We start from the raw sequence: 17,495 nt of genomic DNA, 5'->3' as shown, positions 1-17,495 counted from the left end.
TATTTATGTTATAATTTATTTTAGCATAAATGTTAGACGGAGGGGGAGCCAAGTGGCGATTAAAGCAGTCTTTTTTGATATTGATGGGACTTTTTTAAATGACCGAAAACGTGTGTCAACTTCAACCAAAAAGGCTATCAGTCAGATGAAGGAAGATGGCATTTTGGTTGGTTTGGCGACAGGCCGTGGGCCAGGATTTGTTCAGCCTTTCATGGATAATCTAGGTCTGGATTTTGCGGTGACGTATAATGGTCAGTATATCCTTACTCATGACAAGATTCTCTATCAAAATCAACTCCCTAAATCAACGATTTACAACTTAATTCGTTATGCGACCAAGCAACGTAGAGAGATTTCTCTAGGTACGAGTACGGGGCTTGTCGGTTCTAACATCATCAGTATGGGGACTAGCAAGTTTGGTCAAATAGTGAGTCGTATCGTGCCCAAATCTTGGGCTAAGATGGTGGAACGTAGTTTTAAGTCTCTCATTCGTCGTTTTAAACCACAGAGCATGGAAGCTCTCAAAACCATTATGCGTGAACCGGTCTACCAAGTAGTTATGGTAGCGACAGTGGGTGAGACTCAAGCTATTGAGGAGAAATTCCCACACGTTAAGATTACTCGCTCAAGTCCTTATTCTGCGGATATTATTTCTGCTGGGCAATCTAAGCTCAAAGGGATTGCTCATTTAGGTGAGGTATTTGGTTTCGAGCTCAGCGAGGTTATGGCCTTTGGAGATTCGGAAAATGACCTGGAAATGTTGTCTGGTGTCGGTATCGGTGTTGCCATGGGAAATGGTGAAGATGAACTGAAGGATCAGGCAACCCATGTCACGGACACCAACAACCAGAATGGGATTGCCAAAGCTCTATCACACTATGGCCTAATTCACTTTGAAACAGAAAATTCATTTACCAGTGATGATGACAACTTTAACAAGGTTAAGGATTTCCATCACTTGATGGATGGCTCTACCAATGATATGCCTCGTGTCTATAGTATTGAGGAAGCTAGTCATCGTTCGGACTTCAAGTTGGAAGAAATCGTCGAATTCCTTTATGCTTCATCAGGTGGGGACAAGCGTGTCTTTGGACAGGCTGTTTTGGACCTACATGCTGCTCTTGATAAGGCAGCTCTCAAGGTTAGCTCTAAAGAACATTCAGAGTCAACGATGGTTGGTCAGGTCGATGCTTTGACAGATTTGCTTTACTTGACTTATGGCTCCTTTGTCCTTATGGGTGTGGATCCTAAGCCTTTCTTTGATACGGTTCATGAGGCTAATATGGGTAAAATTTTCCCAGATGGTAAGGCTCATTTTGATCCAGTGACCCACAAGATTCTGAAACCAGATGATTGGGAGGAGCGCTTTGCGCCAGAACCACATATTAAACTGGAGTTGGATCGTCAGATTCAAAAATCTCTCCAAAGAAACAAGTAAAATGATTGAGTCTTAGTAGAGGTCTACAGATATTTTTGCCTGTTCTAATAAGGTTACATAAAGAATTTTATATCGTATTTAATAAAGGTTTGGACAACTTGTACCAAACCTTTTTCTAATGAAAATGGCATTTAATAATGTTGCTATTTGTGATAAAATAGAATCATTCTATGTATTTCTAAGGAGATTATTATGACTAAAGCAGATTGGTTAGATTTTTTTGAAGCCATCAATGGTCGTTCAGCGACTGAAGAAGAAATTGCGGCAGCACTTGCAGCTGGAGAATTCCAAGACGATGCCCCAGCTCAGGGAGCTCCAGCGCAACCAGTATTTGCCAATGTACAAGAAGCTCCAGCTCAACCAGGCTTTGCAGCTGCTCAAGAGACTCCAGCTCAAGCAGCGCAACCACAACCAGCCTTTGCTGGCACTCAGGGAGCTCCAGTTCAAGGAGCTCCAGCTCAACCAGGTTTTGCAAGTGCTCAAGCAACCCCAGGACAAGCTGTACCGAATCAAGCATTTCAACCTCAAGCAGGTTTTGCGAATGCGCAAGCTGGTCAACAAGCAGCCTTTGCTAACGGTCAACCTCTTCAACCAGGTCAAAATGTTCAATTCATTAATGGTCAAGCAGTAGTTGTTCCAGCCCAACCATCAGCATTTGGAACAACTTTCAAAAACTATTGGACATGGTTGCTTAATGCATGGCGTCGTCCAGCAGATATGACAGATTATGGTAAGCACAATGGTTGGCTTAACTACATCTTCTTGTCACTCTTGACTGGACTTGCATTCTTTGCAATTTTGAGCGCAATGGCACGTAAAGTGGTTAATACTTTAGAGTCAACAGCGGGTGTATTCAGTAGTGTCTTTGGATCTTTCGGATCAAATGATTACTCATCATCTGTTTCAAGTCATGCCTCTAGTATTGGTTTTGCGGCTTTCTTTGCAAGTATTTTAGCTGCCTTCCTCTTTATCTTCGCCTTCATCTTGGCAGGATTTGTGACACGTAAGGCCATCTTCCGTGACCCTGCAACAACTTTCTTAAATAGCTTTGACCGTTTTGGTCGTTTGACATCATTAGCCTTGCCAGTATTGCTTGTAACTATCTTGTTAGGAGCTATTGGACTTGTTGTCTTCCCAGGCTTCTTGTTCTATGTTGTTTACTTCTTATTTGCACTTGCTAACCTCTTTACAATTGTTCCTGTAACAACTGCGTGGAAGGCTGATAAGTTCTATCAAATGATCTTAGCAGCACTTTTGAATGGTGTTATTTTGTCTATCTTGTTTGCAATCGTATTTACTATCATGTCTTCATTTACGGTAGGTCTTCTATTCTAAGTAAACCTTTAGCATTTTTTGAAAAAGCAAGTTTATAGGAGTAGTCCTTATGGCAACAAAAGAAAAGTGGATTAATTTATTTGAAAAGGCAGTTGGTCGTTCGCCTCATGTTTTGGAAATTGAAGAAGGCCAAAAAGCAGACTTTGATTTAAAGGCTATTAAAGGCATTGCGGCTATGGGTCTAAATCAAGAAGTTGCCGCTCCCGAGCCAACAGAAGAAGTTGATGAGTTCGACGTTGCTGAGGAAGTGTTTGATGATGTCTCACTTGACGACCAAGAGGAAGCGTCTCCTTCAGAAACGGAAGAGTTTACACCAGTATCTCAAGTAGGTCAGAATCAATCTGAAGAAAAGTCAGCGTCTGCTTCTAAAGAAGCACAAGCCATTTGGATGAAGGCTTTTAAGACCTATGTTGGTCGTCAGCCTCTTCCAGAGGAATTTCTTCTAGGTAAGTCTTCGGGATATGATGTGTCAACCATCCATAAATTCATCTCAGATGGCAAGGCAGCCAAACCAGCTAAGCCAGCCATGGCTAAGAGTAAAAAAATCTTGATGATTGCTGGTATTGTTGTTGCAGTCTTGGCCCTTACTGGCTACAGCTTTGGATCTTATTATTACTCACGAGGTCAAGTAGCAGAGCGTTATGAAACAGCTGCTAAGAAGAGCTTCAAGGATAGTTTGGAATACCAGGTGTGGTCTGATACTAAAAAAGAAATTAAAACATCTGAAGTTAAGTATACAGACACCAAAAATACAACAACCTATAGCAAGAGCCAACTCATGTCTGGTGAACGTATGCAAAAGGTTGGACGCCAGTTCCTTATCTTTCCAAAGTGGAGAGTCGTGGTTGATCCTGGAACAGTTGATTTGACGGTTAATACAGCTGATTTGAATCTGACAATCAATGGTGTTTCTTATGCTACTACAGATGGAAATAACTACACCGCTGAGCTGAAACACCTCTATCCAGGAACTTACAATTTTGTGGCTTCTGGTAAGGTCAATGATCAGGATATCACGGTGTCATCTGAAGAAAATGTCACATCTAGGACCGAAGTTAACCTTTCAGTGAAGTATCTCAGCTTTACTGTTAAATCTAATCTTAAAGATGGGGACCTTTATGTTGGTGGTACCAAGGTTGGAACCCTCAGCTCAGGAAAATTGGATGTCAACAAGGTAGCAGTAGCCGGCTCTTCAGCTGTTTACGTTAAGAAGAATTTTGACGATGGTAGCTCTATCAAGACTGAGACACTGTCTATTAAGAAAATCTCTGAAGGTCAAACAGTTACTCTTGATGCTGACGGAGTTCTTGACCGTGATACGGCAGACCGTCTTTTGACAGCAGCCTACGGTAAATTTGGCAGTTATGCCTCAAACCATAACACGACTCCAGATGGTGTTTCCGACATTTTCCTTAATGGTACTGATGATACCATGTATAAGGATGTTATCGCTGATATTGATAAAAATACTACGGGAGCCAAAAACCGTTCCGCTGATAGTATTACCTTCTCAGATGTTGATGTGACCGATGTTGTTCAGACTGGTGAAAAGACCTTTAAAGTAACTTTCACAGCAGTCTATGATTTCTATTACGGCTATGATTCGAAATTTAAGTCATCAGGAGATATTAAAGATAAAATCTCTTGGACTTGTAATGTGGAATACGTTGGCGATGATGATAGTGATTCTAGCAGTAGTAGTTCAGACTACAGTGATTATCGTATCAACGGTAAGGCTGGCGAATCACAACATGTGAGCCGTGAAGATACCGTGAAATAGCAACTTCTTTTGCGGTTTACTAGTCAACCGTGAACTAGAAAATGATTAAGGGGTTCGAACCTCAATCTAACAAGTGGAGAACTTGGCTATTGCCAAGTTCTTTTTGCTTGCCTTAACTAACCTCTTAGGGCTAAAACTGAGCCACTTACCTGAAAAGCCTTGTTTTGTTTAAAGCAGCTGCTATAATAAAACCATTAAAAGTACAGGAAAGGAGTATTATGAAAGTTAGCATCGAACTGGACCCATCCATGGATGAGCCTGAAATCTTGATTCGAGCTCCTCAATTAACAGAAGAAATAGCGCGGCTCCAGGAGTCCATTTTAAAGCAAAAGTTGACCCCTTTAGCCTTTTACAAGGATCGTAGTGAGTACTTTCTAGATTTGGAAACGATTCTCTTTTTTGAAACAGATGGGGAGAAGATTTATGGGCATACCAGGGACGAGGCCTATGAGGTCAAGCAGAAGCTCTATGAGCTAGAAGAACTGCTTCCGATTGCCTTTTGTCGGATTTCCAAATCAACCATTGTCAACGTAAAGCAGATTTATTCTTTAGAGAAGTCTTTTTCAGGGACCAGCACGGTTAATTTCTATCAGACCCATAAGCAGGTTCATGTATCAAGACGCTACTATCCGGTCTTAAAAGAACGATTAAACGAAATGAGGTAACATGATGAGAAAAAAATTAATTGGGGTTTTCTTAATCCTTTTAGCAGCTTTGGTAGTTTTACAGGGCTATTTTGTAACATGGGAAATTAGCATTTGGATGCTGGCTTGGGTGGTCTTGTTGGCCGTTCTTTCCCTTTCTAGTTTTTTGAAACGCCATTTTGGTTGGGGCTTCATCTATGGTGTTTTGGCCCTATTTTCACTCAATGGACAGTTTCATTTTCTTCCAGTATCCAACTCTGTCGTTATCCTTTCTTCTATCCTTGCAGTTATTGGCTTGAATATTCTCTTCAAACCTTCAGGTAAAGCGAAAAACCGTTTTGGTTCTTATGCTGCCGGCTCAGACGCTCAAAATGGTGGTAATGATATTGATGTGACTTTTTCAACGGTGACCAAATATCTCAATGACCAACACTTTACTCATGGAAGTGCGGATGTAAGTCTGGGAGAAGCATCGGTCTATTTTGATAACTGCCGTATTGAAGGGCCGTCTGCCCAGTTTGATGTGGACGTTTCTCTGGGAAGTCTTAGTCTCTATGTGCCTAGTGATTGGCGAGTTCATGTTAATGTGGACAACTCGCTTTCGGCTATTCAGCACCAGGAAAATCCAAGCAATTTGACTAGCAAGGATTTCTATATCAAAGGAGATGTTTCCTTAGGTAATCTAGAAATCATCTATGTTGGAGAGAATGTGATTGATTAAGTTAGTGGAGGGAACCTCTGATTAATACAATACCTATTGTTTTATCTCATCTCCTGTGATAAGATAGGCTCAATCTATTTTCAGGAGGGATAAGACATGGTTTCCACTATTGGTATTATAAGTTTATCTAGTGGGATTATCGGTGAAGACTTTGTCAAACACGAAGTGGACTTGGGGGTCCAACGTCTCAAGGATCTGGGACTCAATCCTATCTTTTTGTCCCATTCGTTAAAAGGCTTAGATTTTATCAAAGAACATCCTGAAGCTCGTGCGGAGGATTTGATTCAGGCCTTTTCTGATGATAGCATCGATATAATCCTATGCGCAATCGGTGGAGACGATACCTATCGTTTATTGCCCTATCTTTTTGAAAATGACCAACTAGAAAACGTTATTAAACAAAAGATTTTTCTTGGCTTCTCGGATACGACCATGAACCATCTCATGTTGCATAAACTAGGAATCAAGACTTTTTACGGCCAATCCTTTTTAGCCGACATTTGTGAGTTAGACAAAGAAATGTTGCTACATTTTCTAAAAACATTCTAATGTAAAGTCTTTCCTTAGAATCCCGAGGTTTTGTCCTTGAATCCAAGTTGTTTTTCTGTTATACTAATAAAGTAATAAGGAGAAATATATATGACTAAACAGAGAATTAATCAAGTTGTTGGTTCAATTGGTGCCTTTATCGGGATTATTGTATTTATAGCCTACATCCCTCAAATTTTTGCCAATTTACAAGGGAACAAAGCTCAACCATTCCAACCTTTATCAGCAGCTGTCTCTTGCTTAATCTGGGTCATTTATGGATGGACACAAGAGCCTAAGAAAGACTGGATTCTAATCATTCCAAACTCAGCCGGGGTTATCCTTGGCGGACTGACTTTCCTTACTGCTCTATAAGAATACAACTACTATAAAAAGCAACCACATCGAGCGGTTGCTTTTTTACTATTTTCTCGATCTAAAAGTCTTCTTCTGACTCTAATTCTTGTTGTTTTATCTCATCTCCTGTGATAAGATAGGCTCAATCTATTTTCAGGAGGGTCAAGACATGGTTTCTACTATTGGTATTGTGAGCTTATCTAGTGGAATTATCGGTGAAGACTTTGTCAAGCACGAAGTGGACTTGGGTATTCAACGTCTCAAGGACCTGGGACTCAATCCTATCTTTTTGCCCCATTCACTAAAAGGCTTAGATTTTATCAAAGAACATCCTGAAGCTCGTGCAGAGGATTTGATTCATGCCTTTTCTGATGATAGCATCGACATGATTCTATGTGCCATTGGTGGAGACGATACCTATCGCTTGCTACCCTACCTCTTTGAAAATGACCAACTACAAAAGGTTATCAAACCAAAGATTTTTCTCGGTTTCTCGGATACAACCATGAACCACCTCATGTTGCATAAGCTAGGGGTCAAGACTTTTTACGGCCAATCCTTTTTAGCAGACATTTGTGAATTAGACAAGGAAATGTTGCCATACAGCCTCCACTACTTCAAAGAATTGATTGATACGGGAATCCGCCCTAGTAACGTTTGGTATGAGGAACGGACTGATTTTAGTCCCAAAGCCTTGGGAACACCTCGTGTCAGCCATGCAAATACAGGTTTTGACTTGTTACAAGGCAATGCTCAGTTTGAGGGAGAAATCCTCGGTGGTTGTCTTGAGTCTCTCTATGATATTTTTGACAACTCTCGATACCTAGACAGCACGACTCTCTGCCAAAAATACAAACTTTTCCCTGACTTGTCAGACTGGGAAGGAAAGATTCTCTTGCTAGAGACAAGCGAAGAAAAGCCTAATCTTGAAGATTTCAAAAAGATGTTGCGGACTTTAAAGGAAACTGGTATATTCGAGGTCATCAGTGGACTATTAGTCGGAAAACCTATGGATGAAACTTTCTATGACGACTATAAAGAGGCACTATTGGATATCATTGACAGCAATATCCCAATTGTCTATAATCTGAATGTCGGACACGCAACTCCAAGAGCGATTGTTCCCTTTGGAGTCCACGCGTATGTAGATGCAACGGAGCAAGTCATTCGCTTTGACTATAACAAAGAAAGCTGAGGTGAGATTCTCAGCTTTTTTTAGAAAGTAGGAGTATCTTAGTTGCTATAAAGCAAGACAATTAGTGAGATAATATCTCCTATATTTCTAATTTCATCCAGTCTATCAGATTAATTGACACTCAAGGGAGTGGGACAAGGAACAATTTTTGAAAAGTTGTTCGGTCTCACTCCCCTTTTCCTATTTTATAGTCTCTTTATTTGTGATAATATAGTATAGTGAAAAACTAGACTGGAATGACTATACTCTATTGGCGTTTTATGTGACGAAAATGACATTAAAAAATCTAGGCGAATACCTGCTAAGACTGACAGTCAGATAAACTCAAGATGAGACTAGAAGGGAAATTGTTATGAGAAAAAAAGCAATTGGTATTGATTTGGGAACAACCAACTCGGTCATGGCTGTTGTTCGTGAAGATGTACCAGAGATTATTCCGATGGGAACGAATGACGATCAGGTCTTGCGTTCAGCGGTCTACTTCTCAAATATCGGTGGTAAAAACCATGTGTCCTTTGGTAAGGAAGCTATCGAGCGTGGAACAGAAATCGGAAGTACAGAAAACTTTAAATTTGACTTCAAACGTGATATTGGTCGTCCGATTGCCAGTGACACACCGGATCACACACGTGTTAATTCTATTATTCTTTCAGCCTTGGTTTTGAATGAATTCCGTAAACGTGCTTATGTGGTTGGTCAAGAAATAGGTCAAGCAGACGGCATCAAGGATGCTGTCATCACTGTTCCTGCCTACTTTACGTCAGATCAACGTGCGGCCACTAAGAATGCTGGTCGTATTGCAGGATTTAACGTCTTGCGTATTATCAATGAGCCTACGGCTGCGGCTATTGCCTATGCCCACACTAAAAATGCTCAAGGAAATGTCTTGGTCTTCGACCTTGGTGGGGGAACTTTTGACGTTACCATCATGCGCGTGGCTGATCATGCTTATGATATTTTGGCAACTGACGGGAATTCACGTCTTGGTGGGATTGACTTTGACAAACGTCTTGTTGGCTACATCATGCAGGAGTTGGAAAAACAAGGGGTCAATATGACCAACCTTTCTGAGAAGGAAAAAATCCAACTTCAGTATAAGGCTGAGCAAATTAAGACTAGCCTATCTGTTAATGCCCAAGCTCTCTATGAGCACTATGTCAATGGTCAAGGTTATGGTGTCTTGATTACCCAGGCGATTTTCAATGAACTTACCTTGGACCTCCTCAAAGATACTGAAATTAAGGTACAGTCTACCCTTCAAGCGTCCGGTTTGAAGTGGGAAGAGATTGACCATATTCTCCTTGTGGGTGGGTCAACACGGATGCCAATGATTCGTCAAATGATCCGCTTAATGAGTGGTTTGGAACCTAAGTTTGACCTGAATCCAGATACTATCGTGGCACAGGGAGCATCTATTCTAGCCGATCTTATTGTCAACAATGAGGTTAGTTTCTCTGAGCATCAGGACGGTAAGACAACTGAGACAGATAGGGTTGTTGTCAAGGATGTGACCTCTCAGGGAATCGGTCTGCTCTTCAAGAAAAACCCTAACAGGAACTATAGCTTTGTGGGTGACTACTACAATAGTGTCGTGGTTCCTCGTAACTCTGTCTTGCCTTTGGCCGTTACTAAGGACCTCTTTGCGGTTGTAGATGGACAGAATAAGTTCAAGCTACGTATCACAGAAGGTAATTATGAAAATCCTTTTGCCGTTAAGATTTTAGGAGAAGTGAAAGGCCAGGTTGCACAGCCACGTCAGAAAGGTGAGCTCTTGGCTCAAGTTACTTATGCCTTTGACTCAGAACAAATTGTTACAGTGACAGTGTCTGATCCGAGAAGCAAGGTTGTTGTGGCACGCTTCTCAGTCAACGCACAAGTCAGTCAAACCCAAGAAGTGGTTAAGGAAGACTTGTCAGAACTTCAAGCTATTTTTGCTAAATTCATCTCATGATAGACTATTACAAAGCAATCGATACAGAGACAGGACAAGAATTGTCCTATTTGAGAGCGGTCAGCAATCGTATTTCTCCCGAAATGTCGGCCCAAGACTGTTTCGTGGCCCTATCCTTTCTACGTGAGGAACTAGAGGAGCTTTGGACCAATGGAACCCTGGACCAAGAAGGAGAACGTCTGCGCAACGAACTTTACACGATTCGCCAGCTCTTTTTCTCAGATTATGAAAAATTTCAATACGATCGAAAACTCAAAGAAGCTAGAAGAAAGGTTTTAGAAGTTGAGCAAAAGCCGATTTCTAAGAGGGTAGAGGTGTCTGCTAAAAAGGAAATCCCTTTTGCACCTGTTAGGGTGACTCAGGCTAAAGAGTCATCTTTAAACAATTACCTATTTGCGGCCCTATCTTTTGTGATTCTATTAAGCTTGATTCTCTTCTTCAACATCAATGTTATCGTTCTTATCATCGGAGCCGTCCTTATTGTGGCCCTGATGTTACTTATGTCTTAGGAGATTTTAATGGAAACCAATCAATTAACATTTGAACATATTTGTTTTAAATATAAGGGAAATGATAACCAGCTCTTTACAGATTTGGATGTTACGATGGAGACTGGTCAAGTTGTCGGCATCCTTGGGGCTTCTGGTTCTGGGAAGACAACCTTAACGGAGATTCTCCTTGGTCAGCTCAAACCGACTTGTCAACAATTTCGTATCTTGGAAAATGGAAAACCTGTGACAGCAGGCTCACGTTCCTGGTCTTATGTGCCCCAACAGAATCTGCTTCGGGAGTATCTTAAGGTGTCCGAGACTTTTGATTTTTATGCGGCCCACCATCTTAAAGGAAGCAGTAAATCGACTAAAAGGCAACGCATCGCTGGCATCATGGAAGATTTGGGCTTAACGGAATTTGCCAACAAGAAAATTTCCGAGCTTTCTGGTGGGCAAAAACGCCGTGTATCCATTGGTATCGAGCTTCTTAGCCCTAGTCCTTACTTTATTCTGGATGAGCCGTCTTCCGGCTTGGATGCCCTTAGTGACCGTAATCTCTTACGGACCTTGAAAATCTTGGCTAAATCAGCCCACAAGTCTATTGTGGTTATTACCCACAATACGGAAAATTTGGCTATTTTTGACAAAATTATTTTCTTGTCTAAGGGTCGTCCGACCTTTGCAGGGACTTATGAAGAGTTGCTTTTGGAATATAAGACCAGCGATCCTTACATGATTCGTAAATACATGGACATGAATATCGCAGATGTCTATCAAGAGCTCAATGCTTCAACACGCATTTACAAAATTTAGGGAGACTTATGAACGCAGCATTACGATTAAGTTGGTATAAATTTAAACACCACTACATGGATTTTGTTAAGGTTCTTCTAGGCATCATTGCTTTTGAAGGGCTAATCCTCTACATTCAAGATAAGGGATTCTTGAAAGATTTCGAAACAACTCGAATGACGCTCTTTCTCTTACTTTTTTCAACCAGTCTTTTGATTGTGGTTCAAAACAGTATTTATATTTCCAAGGAGCGATCGGTTCTCAACCGTGACTTTTTCTCAGGCCTGAGTCGTTCGGCCCTTGCCATAGCCAGCATGGGGATTCATACTTTCTTTGCTGTTTTGGAAACCATTGTCTTTATCCTTTCTTACTCTATCTTTAGTAAGTACTTTGACAAGGAGTTTCCAGATGCTGGTCATATCTTTTCTTCCTATCGTTGGGAAGTTGGCATTACAGTGCTCCTGGTTTTCTTGGCCTCGCACTTTATTGCCCTCTTCATCTCAGCCTTAGTTGGAAAATCTGAAATTACCTCTGTTATCCTAGCAGTTGTTGTGGGTATCATGCAATTTTCATTGTCAGGGACTATCCTATCATTGCCCAAAGCCATTGATTGGGTGCAAAAATTTATCTATCTGGGTTACGGCCACAAGCTGTTTGGGATTTCTAGTGATTTGTCAGACCTGCCATCTAGTTTGGCTAAGTACGGTGTCCCTGTACCCAAGAGTCAGCTAGAGGCCTTTCAAGGGTCTACAGGTGATTTCTGGGGTCAATGGTGGGCTTTGGTGCTTCATTGTCTGGTTTATGCCCTACTCTTTTTCGTCACACTTCAGAAGAAGGAGAAATAAATGCAACAATATGATGAATGGCTGATTGATTTCCAAGTGCAGCATGGTCGCAAGCCAAGTGATAAGGAAGTGGCAGAAGCTGCTAAGTCTGGCTTTGCCCTCTCTAGTGGTTTGAGCAGACAGAAACAGTCCAAATTCAGACAAGTCTTGTCTAAGCTTGGTTTGGGGGATCTCAAGTTTAGTTGGTTTTTAGTTTTAGAAATTTTGCTTTTGATTTGTATCGCTCTTTTTGGCTATGTTGTCGGCTATCTGTTTATCTAGGAGGACCTCATGAAACAATTTAAACATAAAAAGTTTATCGGTTTGGCCTTACTTGTCTTTTTGGTCTTCATGGTACTTGGAAAATACACTCAGAGCACGGCTTTTACGTCCTCTTCTAGGGTTTATGCCACAACCGTGGTTGACAAGAAGACAGGAAATAAGGTACGTTTTGAAGTTCGCAAGGTCAAGGGGGACAAATACGAAGTCAAAAATACGGAGACTGGGGATACCTACCAGGCTAATGCCCAAGCTGGCGAAGACCGTTCTTTGAGCTTTAAGTTGGCCGGAAATGACGGAAATTCAGACGGCACTATCCGTATCACACCAAGTATGGTGCCTGGGGGTGATGCCAAGGTTGAAATGACCGATTCAGATACCTATACTCAGGTCGAAGGAGGCTCTGAAGTCATTCAGTCTAGCGAGGCTTCATCAACTTCTTCAAGTAGTGAGGTTAAGAGTATCATTAAGGATATTTTGGAATCAAGCAGTTCCTCTTCAGGTAGTGATGCCAGCTCAAGTACGTCTTCGAACGATACCAACAAGCCAGATGCAGATATCAAGACCAAGACTGATGTCAACGGTGATAAGGAAACCACTTATGTTGCGGACTATTCGACTGAGGATATTAAGTCCATCACGGAAGCTTTTGGGAAATGGCTCTATCAGTCTGACTATGCTAAAGATGCCGTCTTGGTTCAAAGCAGTTTTGATAGCATCACCAAGGTCAACGAGGGTAGCCCGACCTTCCTTTCGTTTAAGGCACCTAAAGAAGAAGGCAGTAGCCAAAACATCACTATTTTAGCCAACCTCATTAATGCGGATGGTTATGAAAATATCTCAGGTGTTCCTAGTGGTATCGTCAATGGTAAAGAAGCTTCAAACTATGATTTCAAGGACTATAAAAATAGGGTTGATTCCTTTGCCCTTGGAATTAATGAAAATAGTGGTAAGACTGCAGACTATAGCCCAACGTCATCCTTCCGTCTCTATACCTTGAAGGATAAAAAACATGCCATGTATGAGGACAATGATGCGGAACAAAAAGCCCTCTTCAAGGACTTTTCAGCTGATGACAAGACGGGTGGCAATTATAACGGCTACAACAAGCTCTATAAGGATTTGGTTGATCAAGACAAGGACTCTTACCAAATTGTTCTAGGTTCTAATGGTACCGTTTATTATGTGACTAATTACTGGATTGGCAATTACGATAAGAAGGCTGTTCAGACCTATAAGGTAGCACCAGATGATATGCAAGAGGCCTACCAAGAGTTGCTCAAGCATTATTCTAGCGCTGGTAAGTCTGAAAGCTCAGAGTCATCAAGTTCTTCACAAAGTTCAACAACATCATCAACATCAACTTCGTCAAGCTCCTCAGAAGCTAAGACAGAATCAAAGACAGACGCTAAGACTGAGCAAACTGGTATGGATGTTACTGCTATTAAGGACAATAACTTCCAAAGCCTTGAAGGTACTTGGAAGAATGGAAATGGTAACACTTTGACGTTTTCGAAGGATAATTTAACAGCTCCTGAAAATTATGTTGTTGAAAATACGAATGTTAAACTTGAGAATGGCTATGTGACATCAAGTTTGAGGATGGGAATCTCGGGCGCAGCAATTGTTTTTGTTCCTAAGGGGGTAACTCTACCGACAGTACAGGGATTTGTGGATGGTTCGGACAAAACTAAGGATCGTATCTTGATTACTCAGTCAGCCTCACCACAATCAGATGCCAAACAATTCTACTATAAAGCTGACTAGGTCTATTAAGGCTACAAGCTTGAGATAAGATTGAAAACGTAGACTGACTGTCTATTAATTACAATTGGCGATGACACATGATTGAAAAACGTAAATTATTATGGTTTATGCCAGCAAAGCAAGCATTCTAAGAAATTTTCTGCTGTGAGTAAAGTGGCTGAAATTAGATTTTTTCAGCCACTCGGAATTTTTGAGACCTTAGGCTCAAAAATTAGTCTTGGAACTTCTAAGAAGGTCGCAGACGTCCGTACTCATTTAAAAAAGTTTCTAAAGGAATATGTCAGGGATTAACAAGTTGGGATAAAATTATCTCAACTTTTTATGTTACATTTGTAACTTTAATTTAATAAGCCAGCTCTTTTTACATGAATAATTGGATTATTAGATGTTTCATAGACTTTCTTTAAAAATTAATTATTGTGAAAACTTCTAAAAAGCTATATAATGAGTAGTGTTGTATAGATGCTTTCTGAGAAAGTTTCTTAATTCATGTTAAGGGAGGGGGAAAAAGAATGACTTTTATTGTCGAATGGCTGCTTGCTGTCTTAAAAGACTTACAATGGTTGATAATTATTGATGCACTCTTGATTTTCTTGGTGAATTACCTGATGTTCAATGCGGCCGGTCGAGTTAAGGTCTCTTGGCGGCTACTTTTGGTGGGTGGCCTTATTTCAGTTGTTCTGACACCAATTCTTCCTATAGGATTCAAATTTTTGCTTAATCCTCTCATTCTATTTTGTTTTAGTTATTACAAACGTCCTGATTTGCCGTGGATTGAGCCAGTATTTAACAGCTTCTATGCCTGGGGAACGACTAACATCATCATGCGAGGACTCTCGTTTTTTATCCTCCCTCTGCTGTTAGGGGATGATTTTGTCAGTCGCATTCCAGAGCCTCTAACGACTTTCATGTGTGTGGTAGCTACCTACCCACTATATCTTTTGATTCACCGTTTTATTGGTTATGACTATTTGCAAGTTGAAGACAAGGAACGCTTACGTTTGCACTTTACTCCGATTGTTATCGGGATTAGCTTTGCTTTTCTGTCATATGGCCTTTTAAATGATTTTTTGCCTTATTTCGCTACTATCTGGCCTGTGGAAGTGGTTAACAATTATGCTAAGCTGGTTGTTTTATTAGCTACAGGGGCTTTCTTCCTAGTCGTGTCTTATGCCAACCAATGGGTTAAGGATGAACTTTTTATAGAGTTGAAGGAAGAACAGGAACGTCATTTCCAAAGTTTGCAGGAGTCTAGTAGGCATATCCTTCACCTTTATCAGGAACTTTACCGTGATGGTGTTCCAAAGGTAGCTGTGCCTAAGAAGGTTAAGACTGTTCTGGCAACTAGTCAAGAAGGGGATTCTCAGAGTCTATCTGAGGAGGAAGTTCCTTTCAAAAAAGTTATACCAGATATTTCCAATATCCATTCTCAACTGCTACGGTCTGTGATTGAGAGTAAGTATATGGAGTTTCACGCTGTGGGACTTGAGTTTATCCTAGAAATTCCGGATCCTATCTCACCAGTTCATATTGATGTGGTGGATTTATCGGGGGTTTTGTCAACTTTCTTGGACAATGCCTTGCTAAAAGCGCATGGTCAAGAAGAGTGCTTAGTTCGCCTGTCGTATTTTCAAAGAGGTGAGGAGCAGGTTCTCTCTGTAGAGGTGACTCTTGGTCAAGGTGAAGCAAGGGGAGCTTATAAGGAAGGTGAAGAAGGCTTGTCAATGAATGAACAACTTGAGGATATTATGGAACGTTATCCTCAATCTAAGTTTAGTTTTAAGGATGACAAGTTGATTTATAGACAGCAATTTGAATACTAAACGAGTCATTGGAAATTTTTTTGGGGAAGAGATTAAATGTTTGAATCGTTTTTAGGAATTAATTTTTTAAATCTTTATGATACAGATGCCTTTTTGGCTGTCCAGATTATTCTGACGCTGACAATTAACTGTATCATTTTCAGGCGGATGACGGATATTCGTATCTCCTGGACGGTATTTTTGACTTTGGCCCTGCTTGATGTGGCTATTCAATACAATATTGCGAATCTGACGACTGTTGTGGATGTCTTTCTTCTGATGATTTTGGCAGTTCTTGCCAAGGGGAAGACCTGGTCGTTAACGCAGTATGCCTTTCATACCTTGTTTCCGGTGGTGACATCGGATTTACTCTTTCGTTTATTGGGACTTTTCTTTTTCCCTCTTCTCTTGAATATTCCTGTAGCTGAGGTGGGGAGTAATGCTCTCTTTTATCTCTTGACCTATAGTATGATTCTGCCACTCTATTTCATTTTTAACCGTTTTTTGGGCTTGGATTTGAAACGTTGGAAGGTCTATAGCGATGATTCTCTCCACAATATTCAGATTTCTCGACGTGTTGCCTTGGCAATGGCGATTTATTTGTTGGGTATCTATCTTTGCATGAATTTGGATGTTTGGTTTCCGTTCTATTCTCCAGAGTTGGAATTGCGGCTGCGTATGTTCTGGGTTCTCTTGTCAGCAATAGCCTTTATTTTTCTTATTGCCCACCTCAATCAATTGTCTAGGCAATATCTGGAAGAGAGCTTGGCTATGGAGGAAAAAAGGCATTTGAATAGTTTGACCAAGGCTAATCAGAAAATCGATGTTCTCTATAATGAGTTGTTACAATACAGGCAGTCTTATCAGACGGTTGTGGAACAATTTTCGGAAGAAGTACGTGACCAGGAAGAGGCTCTTGCTGAACAGGTTTATCAAAATGTTTTAAGAGAGAGTGCCAAGGAGTTTGAACGTTTCCGTGTCGTTGAGAATCCTAAGCTGGAAAATATTCATTCTCTACCTCTGCGTAGCCTTCTTTCGGCTCGTATGATGGAGGCTAAACGTAATAATATTCCAGTGACCTGTGACATTCCTGAGGAAATCAAGGGATTTGCTATGAATGTGGTTGATTTAACCTTGCTAGTGTCTATTTTCTTTAGTAATGCGATTGACGAGAGCAAGCAAGTACCAGCCGCTCAAATCAGTTTTAGTTTTCATCAACACGATAAGGATGGAAGCTACCACTTCGTTATGGAAAATCGAACGCAAGAAGAAAGAGTTGACCTTGACGCTATTATGCAGGAGGAAAATCAGAAGAAGACCTCTGGACTTAACCTCCACTCGGCCAAGGATATTCTTAAGAAATATGGGGATGCCAACTTGGTAACAAGTAGTGGTGATTACCTCTTTAAACAGGAATTAATTTTTAAATAAAGATCTCGAGTCAAATCAAAGGATTTGGCTCTTTTTTTGGCTATAGGACCATAAAGGAGGGCTCTTTGCTGTCGTGCTTGTGTTTATGTCTGAAGCTTAGGACATTGGAGGAGAAAGGTGACAAGGGAGGGTTCTGATTGTTGCTTGATTCTGTGTTATA

Annotated in this window: 15 protein-coding genes and 1 pseudogene; all 16 read left to right on the top strand. The window is 40.8% G+C overall.

Going from position 1 to position 17,495, the window contains the following annotated elements; translation table 11 throughout:
* Positions 1 to 52: 52 nt before the first annotated feature.
* On the top strand, positions 53 to 1,438 hold the full coding sequence (locus HMPREF0848_RS06950; protein WP_008535564.1) for a Cof-type HAD-IIB family hydrolase: 1,386 nt from the start codon (positions 53 to 55) through the stop codon (positions 1,436 to 1,438).
* Positions 1,439 to 1,630: 192 nt separating this feature from the next.
* On the top strand, positions 1,631 to 2,773 hold the full coding sequence (locus tag HMPREF0848_RS06945) for a DUF6574 domain-containing protein (RefSeq protein ID WP_008535561.1): 1,143 nt from the start codon (positions 1,631 to 1,633) through the stop codon (positions 2,771 to 2,773).
* 49 nt (positions 2,774 to 2,822) lie between these two features.
* Entirely contained in the window at positions 2,823 to 4,553 is a 1,731-nt protein-coding gene (locus HMPREF0848_RS06940) for a zinc ribbon domain-containing protein (RefSeq protein ID WP_008535558.1), read from the top strand.
* A gap of 218 nt (positions 4,554 to 4,771) precedes the next feature.
* Entirely contained in the window at positions 4,772 to 5,218 is a 447-nt protein-coding gene (locus HMPREF0848_RS06935; protein WP_008535556.1) for a LytTR family DNA-binding domain-containing protein, read from the top strand.
* A 4-nt stretch (positions 5,219 to 5,222) separates the two neighbouring features.
* Positions 5,223 to 5,918 (top strand): hypothetical protein, encoded by a 696-nt coding sequence (locus HMPREF0848_RS06930; RefSeq protein WP_008535554.1) that lies wholly within the window; start codon positions 5,223 to 5,225, stop codon positions 5,916 to 5,918.
* Positions 5,919 to 6,014: 96 nt separating this feature from the next.
* Positions 6,015 to 6,458, top strand: a pseudogene (locus HMPREF0848_RS06925) (LD-carboxypeptidase); the annotation flags it as partial.
* Positions 6,459 to 6,557: 99 nt separating this feature from the next.
* The gene (locus HMPREF0848_RS06920; protein ID WP_008535551.1) at positions 6,558 to 6,821 is read left to right on the top strand and encodes a SemiSWEET family transporter; all 264 of its coding nucleotides are present in this window, start codon (positions 6,558 to 6,560) and stop codon (positions 6,819 to 6,821) included.
* Positions 6,822 to 6,972: 151 nt separating this feature from the next.
* Positions 6,973 to 7,998, top strand: coding sequence for a S66 family peptidase (locus HMPREF0848_RS06915; RefSeq protein ID WP_008535550.1), 1,026 nt, complete (start codon positions 6,973 to 6,975; stop codon positions 7,996 to 7,998).
* Positions 7,999 to 8,350: 352 nt separating this feature from the next.
* The gene (locus tag HMPREF0848_RS06910; RefSeq protein ID WP_008535548.1) at positions 8,351 to 9,949 is read left to right on the top strand and encodes an Hsp70 family protein; all 1,599 of its coding nucleotides are present in this window, start codon (positions 8,351 to 8,353) and stop codon (positions 9,947 to 9,949) included.
* Positions 9,946 to 10,458: a hypothetical protein gene (locus HMPREF0848_RS06905; protein ID WP_008535546.1), complete on the top strand. Its 513-nt coding sequence runs from the start codon at positions 9,946 to 9,948 to the stop codon at positions 10,456 to 10,458. The genes HMPREF0848_RS06910 and HMPREF0848_RS06905 overlap by 4 nt, the downstream gene beginning before the upstream one ends.
* 9 nt (positions 10,459 to 10,467) lie before the next feature.
* Complete coding sequence (locus HMPREF0848_RS06900; RefSeq protein WP_008535543.1) at positions 10,468 to 11,253, top strand: ATP-binding cassette domain-containing protein; 786 nt, start codon at positions 10,468 to 10,470, stop codon at positions 11,251 to 11,253.
* An 8-nt stretch (positions 11,254 to 11,261) separates the two neighbouring features.
* The gene (locus HMPREF0848_RS06895) at positions 11,262 to 12,077 is read left to right on the top strand and encodes an ABC transporter permease (RefSeq protein WP_008535542.1); all 816 of its coding nucleotides are present in this window, start codon (positions 11,262 to 11,264) and stop codon (positions 12,075 to 12,077) included.
* A complete protein-coding gene (locus HMPREF0848_RS06890; protein WP_008535541.1) occupies positions 12,078 to 12,338 on the top strand; it encodes a hypothetical protein in 261 nt (86 codons plus the stop codon).
* A 9-nt stretch (positions 12,339 to 12,347) separates the two neighbouring features.
* Entirely contained in the window at positions 12,348 to 14,102 is a 1,755-nt protein-coding gene (locus HMPREF0848_RS06885; protein ID WP_008535540.1) for a DUF6287 domain-containing protein, read from the top strand.
* Between the two features lie 512 nt (positions 14,103 to 14,614).
* Positions 14,615 to 15,925: a membrane protein gene (locus HMPREF0848_RS06880; protein WP_008535539.1), complete on the top strand. Its 1,311-nt coding sequence runs from the start codon at positions 14,615 to 14,617 to the stop codon at positions 15,923 to 15,925.
* 36 nt (positions 15,926 to 15,961) lie between these two features.
* Positions 15,962 to 17,335, top strand: a complete 1,374-nt coding sequence (locus HMPREF0848_RS06875; RefSeq protein WP_008535538.1) for a GHKL domain-containing protein — start codon at positions 15,962 to 15,964, stop codon at positions 17,333 to 17,335.
* Positions 17,336 to 17,495: the final 160 nt, after the last annotated feature.

It is taken from the genome of Streptococcus sp. C150 (assembly GCF_000187445.1).
Classification (GTDB): domain Bacteria; phylum Bacillota; class Bacilli; order Lactobacillales; family Streptococcaceae; genus Streptococcus; species Streptococcus raffinosi.
The sequence above is the reverse complement of the archived record's forward strand: the minus strand, read 5'-3'. Positions and strand labels throughout refer to the sequence as shown.